The 16,355-nt window shown below is 70.8% G+C and carries 17 protein-coding genes; 13 read left to right on the top strand and 4 right to left on the bottom strand.

Features of this window, described 5'->3' with window-relative positions; all coding sequences use genetic code 11:
- Positions 1 to 70: 70 nt before the first annotated feature.
- Positions 71 to 1,588, top strand: a complete 1,518-nt coding sequence (locus tag G5C66_RS01765; protein ID WP_165109096.1) for a hypothetical protein — start codon at positions 71 to 73, stop codon at positions 1,586 to 1,588.
- 50 nt (positions 1,589 to 1,638) lie between these two features.
- Here G5C66_RS01765 and ybaK read toward each other — a convergent pair whose 3' ends face one another.
- The 3 genes from ybaK to G5C66_RS01750 form a co-directional block, all read right to left on the bottom strand.
- Positions 1,639 to 2,130, bottom strand: coding sequence for a Cys-tRNA(Pro) deacylase (gene ybaK / locus G5C66_RS01760; protein WP_165109094.1), 492 nt, complete (start codon positions 2,128 to 2,130; stop codon positions 1,639 to 1,641).
- A complete protein-coding gene (locus G5C66_RS01755) occupies positions 2,130 to 2,792 on the bottom strand; it encodes an LON peptidase substrate-binding domain-containing protein (RefSeq protein ID WP_165109092.1) in 663 nt (220 codons plus the stop codon). The genes ybaK and G5C66_RS01755 overlap by 1 nt, the downstream gene beginning before the upstream one ends.
- A 66-nt stretch (positions 2,793 to 2,858) precedes the next feature.
- Positions 2,859 to 3,614, bottom strand: coding sequence for an APC family permease (locus G5C66_RS01750; RefSeq protein ID WP_165109090.1), 756 nt, complete (start codon positions 3,612 to 3,614; stop codon positions 2,859 to 2,861).
- A 127-nt stretch (positions 3,615 to 3,741) separates the two neighbouring features.
- Here G5C66_RS01750 and hisD point away from each other — a divergent pair, with 127 nt between their 5' ends.
- From hisD to hisF, 10 genes are all read left to right on the top strand, one after another.
- Positions 3,742 to 5,040, top strand: a complete 1,299-nt coding sequence (hisD, locus tag G5C66_RS01745) for a histidinol dehydrogenase (RefSeq protein ID WP_165109088.1) — start codon at positions 3,742 to 3,744, stop codon at positions 5,038 to 5,040.
- Entirely contained in the window at positions 5,037 to 6,137 is a 1,101-nt protein-coding gene (locus G5C66_RS01740; protein WP_165109086.1) for a histidinol-phosphate transaminase, read from the top strand. Before hisD ends, G5C66_RS01740 begins: the two co-directional genes overlap by 4 nt.
- A complete protein-coding gene (gene hisB, locus G5C66_RS01735) occupies positions 6,134 to 6,748 on the top strand; it encodes an imidazoleglycerol-phosphate dehydratase HisB (protein WP_165109084.1) in 615 nt (204 codons plus the stop codon). Before G5C66_RS01740 ends, hisB begins: the two co-directional genes overlap by 4 nt.
- Positions 6,745 to 7,389 carry an imidazole glycerol phosphate synthase subunit HisH gene (gene hisH, locus G5C66_RS01730; protein ID WP_165109082.1) on the top strand — a complete coding sequence of 215 codons (645 nt, stop codon included), beginning with the start codon at positions 6,745 to 6,747 and terminating at the stop codon, positions 7,387 to 7,389. Before hisB ends, hisH begins: the two co-directional genes overlap by 4 nt.
- A 1-nt stretch (position 7,390) precedes the next feature.
- Complete coding sequence (locus G5C66_RS01725; RefSeq protein WP_165109080.1) at positions 7,391 to 7,723, top strand: hypothetical protein; 333 nt, start codon at positions 7,391 to 7,393, stop codon at positions 7,721 to 7,723.
- 28 nt (positions 7,724 to 7,751) lie between these two features.
- The gene (locus tag G5C66_RS01720; protein ID WP_165109078.1) at positions 7,752 to 8,255 is read left to right on the top strand and encodes a mycothiol transferase; all 504 of its coding nucleotides are present in this window, start codon (positions 7,752 to 7,754) and stop codon (positions 8,253 to 8,255) included.
- 63 nt (positions 8,256 to 8,318) lie between these two features.
- Positions 8,319 to 8,789, top strand: coding sequence for an SRPBCC family protein (locus G5C66_RS01715; RefSeq protein ID WP_165109076.1), 471 nt, complete (start codon positions 8,319 to 8,321; stop codon positions 8,787 to 8,789).
- 29 nt (positions 8,790 to 8,818) lie between these two features.
- Positions 8,819 to 9,538, top strand: a complete 720-nt coding sequence (locus G5C66_RS01710; RefSeq protein WP_165109074.1) for a VOC family protein — start codon at positions 8,819 to 8,821, stop codon at positions 9,536 to 9,538.
- Positions 9,539 to 9,606: 68 nt separating this feature from the next.
- A complete protein-coding gene (gene priA / locus G5C66_RS01705; RefSeq protein WP_165109072.1) occupies positions 9,607 to 10,356 on the top strand; it encodes a bifunctional 1-(5-phosphoribosyl)-5-((5-phosphoribosylamino)methylideneamino)imidazole-4-carboxamide isomerase/phosphoribosylanthranilate isomerase PriA in 750 nt (249 codons plus the stop codon).
- Complete coding sequence (hisF, locus tag G5C66_RS01700; protein ID WP_165109070.1) at positions 10,353 to 11,144, top strand: imidazole glycerol phosphate synthase subunit HisF; 792 nt, start codon at positions 10,353 to 10,355, stop codon at positions 11,142 to 11,144. Before priA ends, hisF begins: the two co-directional genes overlap by 4 nt.
- Before the next feature lie 10 nt (positions 11,145 to 11,154).
- On the opposite strand, the gene G5C66_RS01695 is transcribed toward hisF, so the two are convergent.
- Complete coding sequence (locus G5C66_RS01695; RefSeq protein WP_165109068.1) at positions 11,155 to 12,582, bottom strand: YncE family protein; 1,428 nt, start codon at positions 12,580 to 12,582, stop codon at positions 11,155 to 11,157.
- Positions 12,583 to 12,754: 172 nt separating this feature from the next.
- Here G5C66_RS01695 and G5C66_RS01690 point away from each other — a divergent pair, with 172 nt between their 5' ends.
- Together G5C66_RS01690 and G5C66_RS01685 are read left to right on the top strand one after the other, a co-directional pair.
- Positions 12,755 to 14,539, top strand: a complete 1,785-nt coding sequence (locus tag G5C66_RS01690) for an ABC transporter ATP-binding protein (RefSeq protein WP_165109066.1) — start codon at positions 12,755 to 12,757, stop codon at positions 14,537 to 14,539.
- Positions 14,536 to 16,353 carry an ABC transporter transmembrane domain-containing protein gene (locus G5C66_RS01685; protein ID WP_165109064.1) on the top strand — a complete coding sequence of 606 codons (1,818 nt, stop codon included), beginning with the start codon at positions 14,536 to 14,538 and terminating at the stop codon, positions 16,351 to 16,353. The genes G5C66_RS01690 and G5C66_RS01685 overlap by 4 nt, the downstream gene beginning before the upstream one ends.
- The last annotated feature ends 2 nt before the right edge of the window (positions 16,354 to 16,355 follow it).

The following is a 16,355-nucleotide window of genomic DNA, read 5'->3' as shown; positions in this document are numbered from 1 at the left end:
CCTTCGGACGTAGATTCGCCAGGTTGGACGGTCGGCATCGGTGCCGGCCGACAGAACCTGGAAGTGACTGATGTCCGAAACAACACCCGGCCAGACGCCGTCTGAGCCGGCGGCAGAGATCCTCGAGCTCGGCGAAGCCCCTGCCGGAAAGAGCAAGAAGCCGCTGATCATCGGAGCCGGAGCCCTTCTCGGCGTGGCCGTCCTGGCCGGTGCCGGCACCGTGGCGGCGGTGGCGCTGAGCAAGGCCGGTGGCTCGCCGGCGGAGGCGTTCCCCGTCTCGACCGTCGTCTACACCGAGGTCGACCTCACCGAGGCGAAGGACGCCGTGCCGCTCCTGCGCAAGCTGCCCTCTCTCGAGAGGGAGCTCGGCCTGAAGGAGGGCGACGACCCGCGGGAGTCGCTGCTCGCGAAGGCCTGTGACGAGCTCGACTTCGCCCGCGACCTCGAGCCGTGGCTCGGCTACAAGGCAGCGTTCGGAGCCGTCGAGAACGGGGATGTGCCCGCGCTCGCCTTCGCACTCCAGGTCACCGACGAATCCGAGGCCGAGAAGGGCCTGCCCGAGGTCGCCGAGTGCGCCGGTGCGGAAGCCGCCTGGTCGGTCTCCGACGGCTGGGCGCTCGTGGCGGAGACCGACCAGGCTCTCGCCGCGATCGAGAAGGCCGCCGAGAAGGGCACCCTGGCCGACGACGCCGGCTTCGAGAAGTGGACCGGTGACGTCGGCGGAACCGGGTTCGTGACGGCGTACGTCTCCGAGAAGCTGCCCGAGGTGCTGGCCGACGCGGCCGCGAGCGGTGCGTTCGACGACGCGGGCGGTGACCTCGCGGAGAACCCGATGGCCGGGGCGGCCCCGGTGCCGGACCCGGAGGAGCTGGCCGAGGCGTTCGGCACGGCGATGAAGGACTTCGACGGCGCGGCGCTCACCGTCCGCGCGGTGGAGGGTGCGTTCGAGCTCGAGGGCGCCTCGACGGTGACCGAGCAGGCCAAGGGAGCGGAGGCGGGCACCGTCGCCGGCACCCTCCCGAAGGACACCACCGCCGTCATCGCCGCCAACCCCGCCGATGGCTGGCTCTCTGCCGGTCTGGCGGGGAGCGGCGTCGAGGACCAGTTCACCCAGATGCTCGGGATGGCGCCGGGGGACCTGGAGAAGGTTCTCGGTGACAGCTTCGCGCTCGCCCTCGGCGAGCTGGATCTGGGTGCCCCGGACGGGCTGCAGGTCGGGCTCAAGCTCGACGGAGCCGACGCCGCGGGCGTCGAGAAGCTCGTGGGCGATCTGACCAAGGGCTTCGGCGCCCAGGGCATGGTCAGCGTCGACAGCGAGGGTGATGTGACCACGGTCGGCGTCGGCGACTATGGCACCGACCTGCTCGCCGACGGTGGCCTGGCGGGCACCGAGAAGTTCAAGAATGCGGTCCCGAACGCCGATGACGCCTCCGCGGTGGTCTACGTCGGCTTCGACGGTCTCGACGAGGTGGTCACCACCGAGGCCCCCGAGGTCGCCGACGACATCGAGGCGCTCGGCCAGCTCGGCTTCAGCGCCTACCTCGACGGCGACACCTCGCGAGCCCTGGCCCGCATCACCGTCGACTGACCCCACGCCGAGTCGGCTCGTCATGACGAGCCGACTCGGAGTCGTTCCGCCTATCTGGCGATGGGAGCGGTGGTGGCGCCGGTGACCTCGACCAGGTCGCTGGGGGAGAGCTCGATGTCGAGGCCCCGCCGTCCGCCGGAGACATAGACCGTCTCGTATGCCGCCGCGGACTCGTCCACGACGGTCGGGTGCGGACGCTTCTGGCCGACCGGTGAGATCCCGCCGGCGACGTACCCGGTCGCGCGCTCGGCCGCGGCGACCTCGGCCATCTGCGCCTTCGAGCCGCCCAGCGCACGGGCGAGCGCCTTGAGGTCGAGCTGGCCGGTTACGGGGACGATGCCGACGACCAGCTTCCCGTCGAGGGAGGCCATCAGGGTCTTGAAGACCCGCGCGGGCTCGACGCCGAGTGCCTCGGCGGCCTCCAGGCCGTAGGACTCGGCACGCGGGTCGTGCTCGTAGGGATGGAGGGTGTAGTCGATGCCGGCCCGGGTGAGGGCGACGGTCGCCGGCGTGCCGCCGCCGGCTCGTTTCTTCTTCGCCATCAGTTGGGTGACCACTTCGTGCGGGCGACCTCGGTCGCGGGCAGCGAGGGGATGACGTTCATCGCCCTGAGCTCGGCACGGAGCAGGTCGGTCGCCATGCCGAGACGTACGGCGGCGTCGGGTGCCTCCAGAAGCGCCTGCCGGTCGGGCATGGGCAGGGGAGTGGTGGCCGAGATGGTCCAGGAGAGGAACTCGGGGTCCTTCGGGAGCGAGCCGGTGAACGGGTCCTCGCGGAACTCCAGCAGCGCTGCCCGGTAGGCGGTGAAGGTCGCCCGGGCGGTGTCCACGACCGTCTGCGGGACGGTGACCTGCACCTCGGGGAGCTCCTCGACGTCGGCGACGGGGAAGTCGCCCGAGCTGACCAGGCTGTCCATCCGGATGCGGTCGACGGCCAGCACCTCGAGGTCGAAGGAGCCGTCCTTGTGCTGCTCCACCTCCGTGATCAGCAGCTTCACGCCGACGCGGTAGAGCGACTGGGCGCCGGTCTCGCCGACCTCGTAGCCCTCGCGGATCGCCACCGAGCCGAAGTGGCGCTCCTCCTCTTCCTGGCGGAGCAGGTGGTGCACCATGGCGCGGTAGCGGTCCTCGAAGACCCGCAGCGGCAGCGTCACGCCGGGGAACAGGACCGCATTGAGCGGGAACATCGGGAGTCGCTCATTCACGGGACCAACCTAGGGGTCCGCAGGCGTATCCGCCCGCGGACCCCTGCCCGTGTCTCTGGATCTGGGTCAGTCCTCGTACGCGGCCCGGTCGATCTTGGTGTGGTAGCGCTGGCCCGTGGCGGCGCCGAGGAGCGCCCCGACGAGCATGACGGCCAGGAGTACGACAGCGGTGATCACCGCACCCCAGCCGAGCTGATCGGTGCTCAGCCCCACGTTGGGCAGGTCGACCTGCTGCATGATGTTGTAGTTCGAGCCGAACAGCGCGCCGGCCACGGCGGCGATGATCATCACCACGATGGCCACGATCCAGACGCCGAGGCCCTGACGGCGGGCGTCGAATCGGGACATCCGGGCGGCGACGTACCCGCCGGCGAAGTAGCCGATGAACATCACCACGGCGAGCGTGATCGCGGCCGCGATCCCGACCGAGTCAGCCATCGACTGCAGGTCTGCCCGCGTCCAGTTCTGGTCGGAGCCGATCGCGGAGGCGACGGCGCTGATGATCGCCCCGAGCAGGAAGGTGACACCGACCGCGACGAGCCAGCCGAAGAAGCAGGCTCCCCAGTTGATGCCTCCGTAGGTGTCGTGGAGAGCGGCGCGGCGGCCATCCTCCGTGTGACGGTAGTGCTCGACGCGGTCCCCCTCGTGCAGGTTGCTCACCTCGCTGGTGGCCCGGTGCGGGCGCTCGACGTTGTCGTCGTGGCCGACGACAGCGGGACCGCCGGGATAGGGATCACGCGTCTCGGCGTGGTTCACGTCGGTCTCGGGGTGGTTCTCGTCGGCATGCTTGTCTTGTCGGTGGAAAAGTCCAGGGCGTGCCATGACGATCCTCCTTAGGTGGGTCAGTGGATCCGGGTACCCGGATCCGGGTGCCGTATGCGTCTCTCGGCCGCGTCCACGTGGCGTCGGCAGATCGGCTCAGGGGCCTGCCGACTCGTAGACTTGAGGCATGATCCGCCGCATCGACCTGAGGGGTGCCGACCGAGGCACCGTCGACTACCGCGCCGCCGTGCCGCGCGCCGAGTTCGACATCGAGGCGGCCACTCATGCGGTGCAGCCGATCATCGACGCCGTCCGCGAGCGCGGACAGGAGGCGATCGCCGAGTTCTCCGAGAAGTTCGACGGCATACGCGTCGACGACATCCGGGTCCCGGCGGCCGCGCTGACCCAGGCTCTCGACGAGCTGGACCCCGACATCCGTGCCGGGCTGGAGGAGTCGATCGCCCGCCTCCGGGCGACCTGCACCGCCGAGCTCGAGCAGGACGCGGTCACCGATCTGGCGCCCGGCGCCCGGGTGACCCACCGCAAGGTGCCGGTGGGACGCGTGGGGCTCTACGTGCCCGGCGGCCTGGCTCCGCTGGTCTCCTCGGTGCTGATGAACGTCGTCCCGGCCCAGGTCGCCGGGGTGCCCTCGATCGCGCTGGCCTCCCCGCCCCAGAAGGAGTTCGGCGGACTGCCGCAGCCGACGATCCTGGCCGCGTGCGCGCTGCTGGGGGTGGACGAGGTCTACGCCGTCGGTGGCGCCCAGGCGATCGCGATGTTCGCCTACGGGGTCGACCCGTGCGAGCGCGTCGACATGGTCACCGGACCCGGCAACATCTACGTCGTCACCGCGAAGCGCCTGCTCAAGGGCCAGGTCGGGATCGACTCCGAGGCCGGTCCGACCGAGATCGCGATCCTCGCCGACGAGACCGCCGAGGCCGCCTACGTCGCCGCCGACCTGATCTCCCAGGCCGAGCACGACCCGCTGGCCGCCTCCGTGCTGGTCACCGACTCCGAGACGCTCGCCGCCGACGTCGAGGCCGAGCTCGAGAAGCAGGTCGCGGCCACCAAGCACGTCGAGCGGATCCGTACGTCGCTGAGCGGCGCCCAGTCCGGCATCGTGCTCGTCGACGACGTCGACCAGGGTGTCGACGTCGTGAACGCCTACGCCGCCGAGCACCTCGAGATCCACACCGCCGACGCGCTGACGGTGGCCGGGCGGATCCGCAACGCGGGGGCGATCTTCGTTGGCCCGTTCGCGCCGGTGTCGCTGGGTGACTACTGCGCCGGGTCCAACCACGTGCTGCCCACCGGCGGCTGCGCCTGCCACTCCTCGGGCCTCTCGGTGCGGGCCTTCACCAAGTCGGTCCACGTCGTCGACTACTCCCGCGAGGGGCTGGCGGCGGTCAAGGACCACGTGGTCACGCTCGCCGAGGCCGAGGACCTGCCGGGACACGGCGCCGCCGTGTCGGTGAGGTTCTCATGACCACCTGGCCCCCGATCCGGGAAGAGCTCGCCGGGATCGCGCCCTACGGCGCTCCGCAGCTGGACGTCCCGGTGCAGCTCAACGTCAACGAGAACCCCTACCAGCCCTCCGCCGAGACGGTCGCCGACATCGCCGCGAGCGTCGGCGCGGCGGCGCGCAACCTCAACCGCTATCCCGACCGCGAGTTCGTCGCGCTGCGGGAGGGGCTGGCGGCGTACCTGCGCGCGGATGTGCCGAACGCACAGATCACGCCGGAGCAGGTGTGGGCCGCCAACGGGTCCAACGAGGTGATGCTGCAGCTGCTGCAGGCCTTCGGCGGCCCGGGGCGCACCGCGATCAGCTTCGCGCCGACCTACTCGATGTATCCGGAGTACGCCCGCGACACCAACACCGAGTGGGTCGTCGGCCACCGCGAGACCGACTTCGCGATCGACCTGGAGAAGGCGCGGGCGCTGGTCGAGGAGACCCAGCCCCACGTCGTCCTGCTGCCGAGCCCCAACAACCCGACCGGCACCGCGCTGCCGCCGGAGGCGGTCACCGCGCTGTGCGAGGCGGTCGGTGACAACGGGATCGTCGTGGTCGACGAGGCCTACGGCGAGTTCCGGCGCAGCGGGGTGCCCTCGGCGCTCGAGCTGCTCGACCGTCACCGCAACCTGGTCGTCACCCGCACGATGTCGAAGGCGTTCGCCGGAGCGGGGCTGCGGCTCGGATACCTCGCGGCCGACCCGGCGATCTGTGACGCGATCCGCGTCGTACGCCTGCCCTACCACCTCTCCGCGGTGACCCAGGCGGCGGCGAGCGCTGCGCTGCGGCACGCGCCGGAGCTGCTGGGCTACGTCGCTGCGCTCCGGCAGGAGCGGGACGAGCTGGTCGAGTGGCTGCGCGGGGAGGGCCTGGAGGTGGCCGACTCGGACGCCAACTTCGTCCTCTTCGGGCGCTACGCCGACCGGCACGCCGTGTGGCAGGGGCTGCTCGACCACGGGGTGCTGATCCGCGAGACCGGGCCCGAGGGCTGGCTGCGGGTCTCGGTCGGCACGCCCCGCGAGATGAACGCATTCAGACAAGCTTTGACCGATGTGAACGGAGCACGCGCATGAGTTCGGCAAGGACTGCCCGCATCGAGCGGGAGACCTCGGAGTCGAAGGTCGTCGTCGAGGTCGACCTCGACGGCACCGGACGGGTGGATGTCTCGACGGGCGTCGGGTTCTACGACCACATGCTGACCGCGTTCGGCCGTCACTCGCTGGTCGACCTGACCGTCCACTCCGAGGGCGACGTCCACATCGACGCCCACCACACCGTCGAGGACACCGCGATCGTGCTCGGCCAGGCGCTGCGCGAGGCGCTCGGCGACAAGAAGGGCATCCGCCGCTACGGCGACGCCACCGTCCCGCTCGACGAGGCGCTCGTTCGCTGCGTCGTGGACGTCTCCGGCCGTCCCTACTCGGTCCACACCGGTGAGCCGGAGGGCCAGCAGTACGTGCTGCTCGGCGGCTCCGGGGTGCCCTACCTCGGCTCGCTGACCCAGCACGTCTTCGACTCGATCGCCCACCACGCCCACCTGACGATGCACGTCAACGTCCTCGCCGGGCGCGAGCCGCACCACATCGTGGAGACGCAGTTCAAGGCGTTCGCGCGGGCGTTCCGCGACGCGATCGCCTACGACCCGCGCGAGACGGGGATCCCGTCGACGAAGGGCGCCCTGTGAGTGCGCCTTCTGTCGTCGTGCTCGACTATGGGTCGGGCAACCTACGCTCCGCAGTCCGTGCCGTCGAGCGTGCCGGTGCCTCGGTCGAGCTGACCAGCGACCTCGACACCGCGATGGCGGCCGACGGGCTGCTCGTGCCCGGCGTGGGCGCATTCGCGGCCTGCATGAAGGGCCTGCGGGCGATCCGCGGCGAGCGGATCATCGCCCGTCGGCTCGCCGGCGGGCGCCCCGTCATGGGCATCTGCGTCGGCATGCAGATCCTCTTCGAGACCGGCATCGAGCACGGCGTCGAGACCGAGGGCTGTGGCGAGTGGCCGGGTGTCGTCGAGCGTATCCAGGCGCCGATCGTGCCTCACATGGGCTGGAACACGGTGGATGTCCCTGCGGGGACCTCGCTGTTCGCGGGCGTCGAGAAGGAGCGGTTCTACTTCGTGCACTCCTACGGCGTGCGCGACTGGACCCTGGTCACCAACGACCGCACCGTCGCTCCGCTGGTCACCTGGGCCGAGCACGGTGGGGACCGGTTCGTGGCCGCCGTCGAGAACGGGCCGCTGAGCGCGACCCAGTTCCACCCGGAGAAGTCCGGTGACGCCGGCGCCGCGGTCCTTCGCAACTGGGTGCAGTCGCTGAAGGTCGCCTGACGTGGCCCAGACCGGGGCCCGTGCGAGGGCCCGCGCCGAGCGCGAGCGGCAGGCCGCGGCTGCCGCCGAGGCGCGGGCGGCACGCGAGGCCAAGGAGGCCGGGCGCCGCGCCCGTCGGAAACGGCTCCTGGGATGGGTTCCGGCTCGCCGGCCCCGTCCCGCGAGCGCGCTCGCGGAGCGCCGGCGGCGCAACGTACGGGTCCTGGTCGTCGTCCTGCTGCTCCTCAACGCGCTCGTCTATCTCGTCACCGAGGACATCGGCACGGTGATCTTCTCCGCCATCGCGTCCGTGCTGGTCGCACCGGTGGTCTACACGCTGCTGTTCCGCCGCTGACCCTTCCGGGCCCGGCAAGATGGGCATCGTGATCGACGACTTCGCCAAGGCTCACCTGCACGACAAGATCCGAGGCGTCCGGGACGCGCTCGTGTGGAAGCTCGAGGGGCTCTCGGATGACGACGTCCGCCGACCGATGACCCCCACCGGCACGAACCTGCTCGGGCTGGTCAAGCACAACGCCCTCTCCGACGCGCGCTACTTCGGCGAGGTCTTCGACCGTACGCCGCCGCTCGACCTCCCGCAGTGGGACACCGCCGGGTGGTGGGACGGCACCCACCGGGCGACGGAGCACGAGAGCTCGGCGGACATCCTCGATCTCTACCGGCGCGTCGGGGTACACGTAGACGCCACCATCGAGGAGCTCTCGATCGATGCGCCCGGCTACGTCCCGTGGTGGGGCGAGAAGGTCATGCTCTTCAACGTGATGGCCGCCCGTCTCAGCGACGCCACCCGTCACGCCGGCCACGCCGACATCCTCCGGGAGTCCATCGACGGCTCGGTCGGCGTCAACCGCCCCATCTCCGGATAGGTCTGTCCGCATGTCGTCCTGCACATCGTCGCGACGCGGTCCAGCCGGGCGTACTGTCATCACATGACGACCTACGAGGTCTCCAGGTCCGCGGTGCTGCCGTGTGACATCGGGCGGGCGCACGCGCTGCTCGACGACTTCCACGAGTGGCCGGCCTGGTCGCCCTGGGAGGAGCTCGACCCGGACATGTCGCGCACCTACTCGGGCGCGGAGTCCGGTGTCGGCGCGCGCTACGCCTGGTCGGGCAACAAGCGTGCGGGCGCCGGCGCGATGGAGATCACCGAGTCGACGCCTGACCACATCGAGGTGGCACTGGAGTTCCTGAAGCCGTTCAAGAGCCGGAGCACGGTCAGCTTCGACCTGGCGACGGTCGCTGACGGAACGCGGCTCACCTGGAGCCACACCGGCTCGGTCGGCGGCGTGATGGGGCTGATGCTCAGGTTCTACTCGATGGAGAAGGCGATCGCGCCCGACATGGAGAAGGGGCTGGCCAAGCTGGCGGCCGTGGCAGCGGGCCCGAATCCGATTGCCTAGGAGACCCGGTGCGGCCTAGGTTGCCGGCCATGACACCTCGGCGGTTCGGGATCTGCATCGACGCCAACGACCCGGGACGGGTCGCGGCGTTCTGGGCGGCGGTGCTGGATCGCGAGATCGAGATCGTGGGTGAGGAGATCGGGCTGCTGCCGCGTACGGATGACGATCTCCGGATCCGGTTCCTGCCGACGGAGGTGCCGAAGACGCTGCCGAACCCGCACCATCTCCACCTGACCAGCAGGCTGCCGGACGACCAGCAGCGGACCGTCGACCGGCTGATCGGCCTCGGCGCGAGACACCTCGACGTGGGCCAGCGCCCAGAGGAGGACCACATCGTGCTGGGCGACCCGGAGGGCAACGAGCTGTGCGTGATCCCGGCCGGCAACGGCTGGCTGGCGGGGACGGAGTTCCTGGGAGAGGTGGCCGCGGACGGGTCGCGGGAGACCGGCGTCTTCTGGAGCGCGGCGCTCGGCTGGCCGCTGGTCTGGGACCAGGACGGAGAGACCGCGGTCGCGACGCCGTCGGGAAGTGCGAAGGTGGCCTGGGGTGGGCCGCCGCCGGTGCCGCGCGGGCCCCGGGACCGGTTCCGTTTCGACCTGATCGTGCCCGAGGACACCGAGCCCGCGGACGAGATCCGGCGGCTCGAACAGGTGGGCGCCAGGCTGGTCGCCGAGCTCGGCGGGGACGGGCGCTGGGCGAGGATGACCGACCCCGATGCGTACGAGTTCGAGGTGCTGGCGGCTCGCTGACGGAGGAACCGTCTCGCAACCGGACGGCGGGGCAGGGGTGGCGGCGTACAGAACATAGGATCGTCCCCATGGGTGACTACCTCGAGCTCCTGCCGGCCGTCGATGTGAAGGGCGGGCAGGCGGTGCAGCTGGTCCAGGGCGTGGACGGGTCGGAGAAGCGGTTCGGCGATCCCTTCGAGGCCGCGCTGAGGTGGCAGGAGACGGGTGCCGAGTGGATCCATCTGGTCGACCTCGACGCCGCGTTCGGTCACGGCAACAACCGCGAGATCCTCGCCGGGATCGTCGGCAAGCTCGACATCAAGGTCGAGATGAGCGGTGGCATCCGCGACGACGAGTCGCTCGAGGCCGCGATGGCGACCGGCTGCCGCCGCGTCAACATCGGCACCGCCGCGCTGGAGAACCCGGAGTGGACCCGGCAGGCGACCGCAACCTACGGCGACCGGGTCGCGGTCGGCCTGGACGTACGCGGCCGCACCCTCGCCGCGCGCGGCTGGACCAAGGAGGGCGGCGACCTCTACGAGACCCTCGCCCGTCTGGACCAGGAGGGCTGCGCGCGCTACGTCGTCACCGACGTCAACAAGGACGGCATGCTCCAAGGCCCCAACCTCGACCTTCTCCGCGCGGTCTGCGAGGCCACCGACCGGCCGGTCGTGGCGAGCGGGGGAGTGACCACGATCGACGACATCGAGGCGCTGATGGGTCTGGTGGAGATCGGCGTGGAGGGTGCGATCGCCGGCACGGCGCTCTACACCGGCTCTCTCGACCTCGCCGAGGCGCTCGACCTGACCCTCGGCCGGCAGCGCGGGGATCTGTCGTGAGCCTCGCCGTACGCGTCATCCCGTGTCTCGACGTCGATGCCGGTCGCGTCGTCAAGGGGATCAACTTCAAGGAGCTGCGCGACGCCGGTGACCCGGTGGAGCTGGCCGCGACCTACGACAAGGAAGGCGCCGACGAGCTCACCTTCCTCGACATCTCCGCCTCTCACGAGGGCCGGGCGACGACGCTCGAGATCGTCACCCGCACCGCCGAGCAGGTCTTCATCCCGCTCACCGTCGGCGGCGGGATCCGCAGCGTCGACGACGTGGACCGGATGCTCCGTGCCGGCGCCGACAAGATCGCGGTCAACACCGCGGCCATCGTGCGTCCCGAGCTGATCGCGGAGATCGCCGACCGGTTCGGCAACCAGGTGCTGGTGCTGTCGGTCGACGCCCGCCGTGCGCCGGGGACCGACTCCGGGTTCGAGGTGACGACCCACGGCGGCCGTAAGTCGGCTGGCCGAAGCGACGCCCGAGGCAATTGGCAGAGTACCGACGCGGTCGAGTGGGCGGCGAAGGCCGTCGAGCTCGGTGCCGGCGAGATCCTGCTCAACGCGATGGACGCCGACGGCACCGAGGACGGCTTCGACATCGAGCTGATCAAGGCCGTACGCAGCGAGGTGACCGTCCCGGTCATCGCCTCCGGCGGCGCGGGCAAGGCAGAGCACTTCCCGCCCGCGGTCGACGCCGGCGCCGACGCGGTGCTCGCGGCGACGATCTTCCACTTCGGCAAGGTTCGGATCGGCGAGGTCAAGCAGGCGCTCTCCGGCGCCGGCGCTCCGGTTCGCTGACGGCGGGCGACTAGCCCAGCAGCGCGCTCGGGATCTGCCCGTGGCGTACGCGCTGGGGGTGGTTGCCGACGTCGAGGTAGGCGAGCTCCTTGCCGGTGCGGAAGTCGATCACCGCGACCGCGTCGGCGTCCGAGAGCGACGCCCAGCAGGTGTGGCCGAGGCCCTCGGTGGTCCAGTAGGGCTTGCCGTAGTAGTGGCCGGTGGTCTCCTCGTCGAGGATGGTGTGCTCGCCGCTGACGCGGTCGACCATCGCGACGTAGTCGTCCATCGTGCCGGCGGCACACAGCGTCTCGCCCTTGGAGTCGATCGAGAGACCGTGGTGGGCGGAGTCGTTGACGTAGAGCTCGCGCGGCAGCTTGGTGCGCTTGGGGAGCGGGATGACGCGGGTGACGGCGCCGGTGCGGGGCTCGGCGACGGAGCCGGTGGAGTAGCCGACCTTCCCGTCGATGTCGGCCGCCTGGGTGTCGAACTCGACCAGGCCGTGCAGGAACGACATCTGGAAGTAGAGGAACCGCTCGCCCGGAGCGACCGCCATGGGACGTACGGCTGAGGAGATCGAGGGGTAGCCGGCCTCCTCCAGCTCCTTGCCCATCTCCCAGCGCTGGGAGATCTCGAAGGTGGACTCGTCGACGATCTGGAACCAGCGGTCGCCCTTGATCGCGTCGTGGACCGGGCCGATCTTGATCGGCGGGAGCAGGTCGGTGCCGGGGATGGTCCCGAGCCCGAGCTGGTCCAGGTTGATCAGCGGCAGCGAGTCGAGGGAGATCTCCTTCTGGTCGCCGGGGAGGTAGACGCGGCCGATGGAGGCGTGGAAGATGCGCGAGCCGTCCTCGGAGTAGTTGTTCTCGTGGGGCGTCTCGCCCGACTCGAACGTACGCAGCCGCTCACCGGTCCGCGGGTCGCCGGCACCGCCCATCCAGTACTCGTGCACCGAGCGCGACGTCGAGTCCGAGACCAGCAAGCGGGTGCCGTCGGGGGAGAGGCCCATGTGGTCGGTGCGGTGGCCGTCCATCTGCTGCTCGACCACGACGGAGTCGGGCGAGCCCGCGAGCGCCTTCTCGATGTCGATCCAGACCACGTCGGCGAGGCTCGGGCGCGAGACCGCCAGCAGCCGACCGTCCCGGGTGGTGAACATGTCGTCCACGAGCTGGTCGTTGCCCTCACCGGGACCGTAGCGGACCAGGTAGTAGTAGGCCAGCCGCTTGGGATCCTGGTGGATCTCGGCGATCTCCTCGTCCTTGTCCGGCACCAGGTCGATGCCCTTGCGCAGCACCTCGAGGCTGCGGGCGTCGACGATGGAGGCCGTCCCGTCCCAGTTGTTGCCCACCACCATCACGTCCCGCAGCTCAGGTGTCGCGCTCGCGCTCATCGCTGGGGCGGCTGCGGTGAGCGAGAAGACGAAGAGCATGGCGACGGTGACTGCTGCCGCACGGCGCATCGCGGAACCTCCTGGGGGATTCGGTTATCTGTGGTCCAACCTCTCCGGGCGTGGCGAGGTTACGGACGGTCGTTCCACTGACTGGGACGACGATCACAGAGACGCCGAATTGCGCGCGGACGGTCCAAAAAAATTCGTCGCATCCACCACCCTGGCCTAGGCTTTACCTGAGATGAGTGACGATGAGCCGACCGCCCAGAGGGCCACAACGACCGACGGGTTCAAGGTTCTCGGAGTCGCTATCCGGCGCGAGTGGGCGGTCTTCACGCTCTCGACGCTCGGGTCCGCGCTCTTCGGTGCGCTGACGGTCGCCGACGCCTGGGTGCTCGGCTGGTCGACCGACCACGTCCTGGTGCCGGCCCTGCGCGACGGCGAGATCGGCGCCGGCTGGCTGTGGGCGGTGGTGGGGCTCTTCGTCGCCGTCGCGATCCTGCGCGCGGTCGGGGTGGTGGCGCGGCGGCTGGGTGCCGGGGTGATGCAGTTCCGGATGCAGGCCCACTCGCGACGCGCGGTGACCCGGCAGTACCTGGCGCTCCCGCTCGCCTGGCACCACCGGCACCCGACCGGTCAGCTCTTGTCCAACGCCAACTCCGACGTCGAGGCTTCCTGGGCGCCGATCGCGCCGCTGCCGATGGCCGTCGGCACCCTCGCGATGATGGTGATCGCGGTCGGGCAGATGTTCTGGACCGACGTCGTCCTCGCGTCGGTCGCGATCCTGGTGTTCCCGGCGGTCGTGGTCGCCAACCTCGTCTTCCAGCGCTTCTCCTCGCCGCTGATGACCCGCGCCCAGCAGCTGCGCGCAGAGCTCTCCGGGATCGCCCACGAGTCCTTCGACGGCGCCCTCGTCGTCAAGACCCTGGGACGCGAGGCCGAGGAGACCACGCGCTTCCGGGAGAAGGCCCAGGAGCTGCGGGACGTCAACATCCGCGCCGGCCGGCTCCGTGCCGCCTTCGACCCGATCCTGGCGGCGCTTCCCAGCGTCGGCGTCCTGGCCGTGCTCGCCGTCGGCGTCGGACGCGTCTCCAGCGGAGGCGCCGCCCCAGGTGACGTGGTCCAGATCGGCTTCCTGCTCACCATCGTCGCCTTCCCGATCCGCTCCTTCGGGTGGCTGCTGGGCGAGTTCCCCCGCAGCGTCGTCGGCTACCGCCGGGTCCAGCGGGTCCTGGACGCGACCGGCCGCCTTCCCTACGGCACCGCGACGACCAGCCGCGAGGCGACCGGTGCCCGCGTGAGCGTCGACGGCATCTCCTACGCCTACGCCGACGGCCCGACGCTCCTCGACGGCGTCGACTTCGAGGTCGAGCCGGGACGTACGGTCGCGATCGTCGGCGAGACCGCCTCGGGCAAGAGCACCCTGACGATGCTGCTGGCCCGGCTGGTAGACCCGGCGACGGGCCGGATCACGCTCGACGGCACCGACCTGCGCGACCTCGCCGCGGGGGAGTGGGCCCGGGTGGCGGCGCTGGTGCCGCAGACCGCCTTCGTCTTCGACGACTCCGTGCGCGGCAACGTCACCCTCGGTGCCGACCTGACCGACGACGAGGTGTGGTCGGCGCTCAAGGCGGCCCAGGCCGACGGCTTCGTCGCCGCGCTGCCGAACGGCCTCGACACCACCCTCGGCGAGCGCGGCGCGAGCCTCTCCGGCGGACAGCGTCAGCGCCTGGCGCTGGCGCGAGCCCTCGTACGCCGCCCGCGGCTGCTCATCCTCGACGACGCCACCTCGGCGGTCGACCCCGAGGTCGAGCAGCGCATCCTCGCCGCGCTGCGCGACGGCGCCGGTGACACCAGCCTGGTCGTGGTGGCCTACCGGAAGGCCACGATCGCCCTCGCCGACGAGGTCGTCCACCTCGAGAACGGCCGGATCCGCGACCGCGGAACCCACACCGAGCTGCTCGCCCGCGACGAGTCCTACGCCCGCCTCGTCAACGCCTACGAGACCCCGGAGGCAGCCAAGTGACCGCCACCCTCGAGCCCGAGACCAGGGTCGGCAGCGGCGAGGACCTCGGCGCCATCGAGACCATCCGCAGGGGCATCAAGCACTCCCCGGAGCTGGTCGAGGGCATCCGCGGCACCTTCGCGCTGGCCGTGATCGCGAGCGTCGGCCAGGTCGTCGTGCCCATCGTCGTCCAGCAGACCCTCGACAACGGCCTGAGCGGCCCCGGCGGACCCGACCTCGGCTACGTCCTGCGCGCCGGTCTGGTCGCGCTCGTCGCCATCGCCGTCACGGGCGTGGCGTCCTACCTGATGACCAGCCGGCTCTTCACCGCCGCGGAGCGGGGCCTGGCGACGCTGCGTACGAAGGCCTTCCGGCATGTCCACGACCTGCCGATGCTCACCCAGTCGACCGAGCACCGCGGGGCCCTGGTCTCCCGGGTCACCAGCGACGTCGACCAGGTCAGCCAGTTCATCGTCTTCGGCGGACTGCTCTTCATCGTCAGCGTCGGGCAGATGCTGATCGCGACCGTCGTGATGGTGGTCTACTCCTGGCAGCTCGCGATCCTGGTGTGGCTCTGCTTCGGCCCGCTCTTCCTGAGCCTGCGGTTCTTCCAGCGCAAGCTCTCCGCGGCCTACACGCTCTCCCGCCGCCAGGTCGCGAAGATGCTCTCCGCGGTCTCCGAGCCGGTCGTCGGGGCGGCCGTGGTGAAGGCGTACGCCGTCGAGGACCGCACCCAGCAGCGCATCGACCGCGAGATCGACGCCACCAGCGCGGCCCAGACCCGGGCGCAGGCCTACACCTCGATCTTCTTCAGCCTCGGCGGCCTCTCCGGCGGCCTGGCCAACGCCGGCGTGATCGTCGGCGGCGTCCTGCTCGCGCTCGCCTATCGGGGCAGCGGTGGCGCGCTGAGCGTCGGCGAGATCCTGGCGTTCGCGTTCCTGGTGACGCTGTTCGTGGGCCCCGTCCAGATGGGTACGCAGATCCTCACCGACGCCCAGAACGCGATCGCCTCCTGGCGGCGCACGATCGGGATCCTGGACACGCCCGCCGACCTCGTCGACCCGGGTCCTGCCGGCGCGGTCCTGCCCCGTGGTCCACTGTCGATCGAGTTCGAGGACGTCACCTTCGCCTACCCCGGCGGCCGTCCGGTCCTCCACGACATCTCCTTCGAGATCGCCCCCGGCAGCCGGGTCGCGGTGGTCGGCGAGACCGGCTCGGGGAAGTCGACGATCGCCAAGCTGCTCACCCGGGTCATGGACGTGACCTCCGGGAAGGTGAGCCTCGACGGCGTCGACGTACGCGACATCGGCAACGCCTCGCTGCGCACCAGCGTCGTGCTCGTCCCGCAGGAGGGCTTCCTCTTCGACTCCACGCTCGCCGAGAACGTCCGCTACGGGCGCTTGGACGCGACCGACGAGGAGATCGAGGAGGCCGCCCGTGTGCTCGGCCTGGGGGACTGGCTCGCCGGTCTGCCCGACGGCGTCCGCACCAACGTCGGACAGCGTGGCGAGTCGCTCTCGGCCGGCGAGCGCCAGCTCGTGGCGCTGCTGCGCGCCCAGCTCGCCGATCCCGACCTGCTGGTCCTCGACGAGGCCACCTCGGCCGTCGACCCGCGTCTGGAGATGCGGATCAACCGGGCTCTGGACCGGCTGATGAGCGGCCGCACCTCGGTCACCATCGCCCACCGCCTCTCCACCGCCGAGGCCGCCGACGAGGTGATCGTCGTCGACGCCGGCCATCTCGCCCAGCGCGGCCCGCACAGCGAGCTGGTGGCGCAGGCAGGCTCGACGTACGCACGCCTGCACGCGTCCTGGGTCGCCCAGCAGGGTGCATAGAT

Origin of the sequence: Nocardioides turkmenicus, from assembly GCF_011045035.1 — a bacterium.
Classification (GTDB): Bacteria; Actinomycetota; Actinomycetes; order Propionibacteriales; family Nocardioidaceae; genus Nocardioides; species Nocardioides turkmenicus.
Note: the sequence above shows the minus strand (reverse complement) of the source record. Positions and strands in the feature narration are given on the sequence as shown.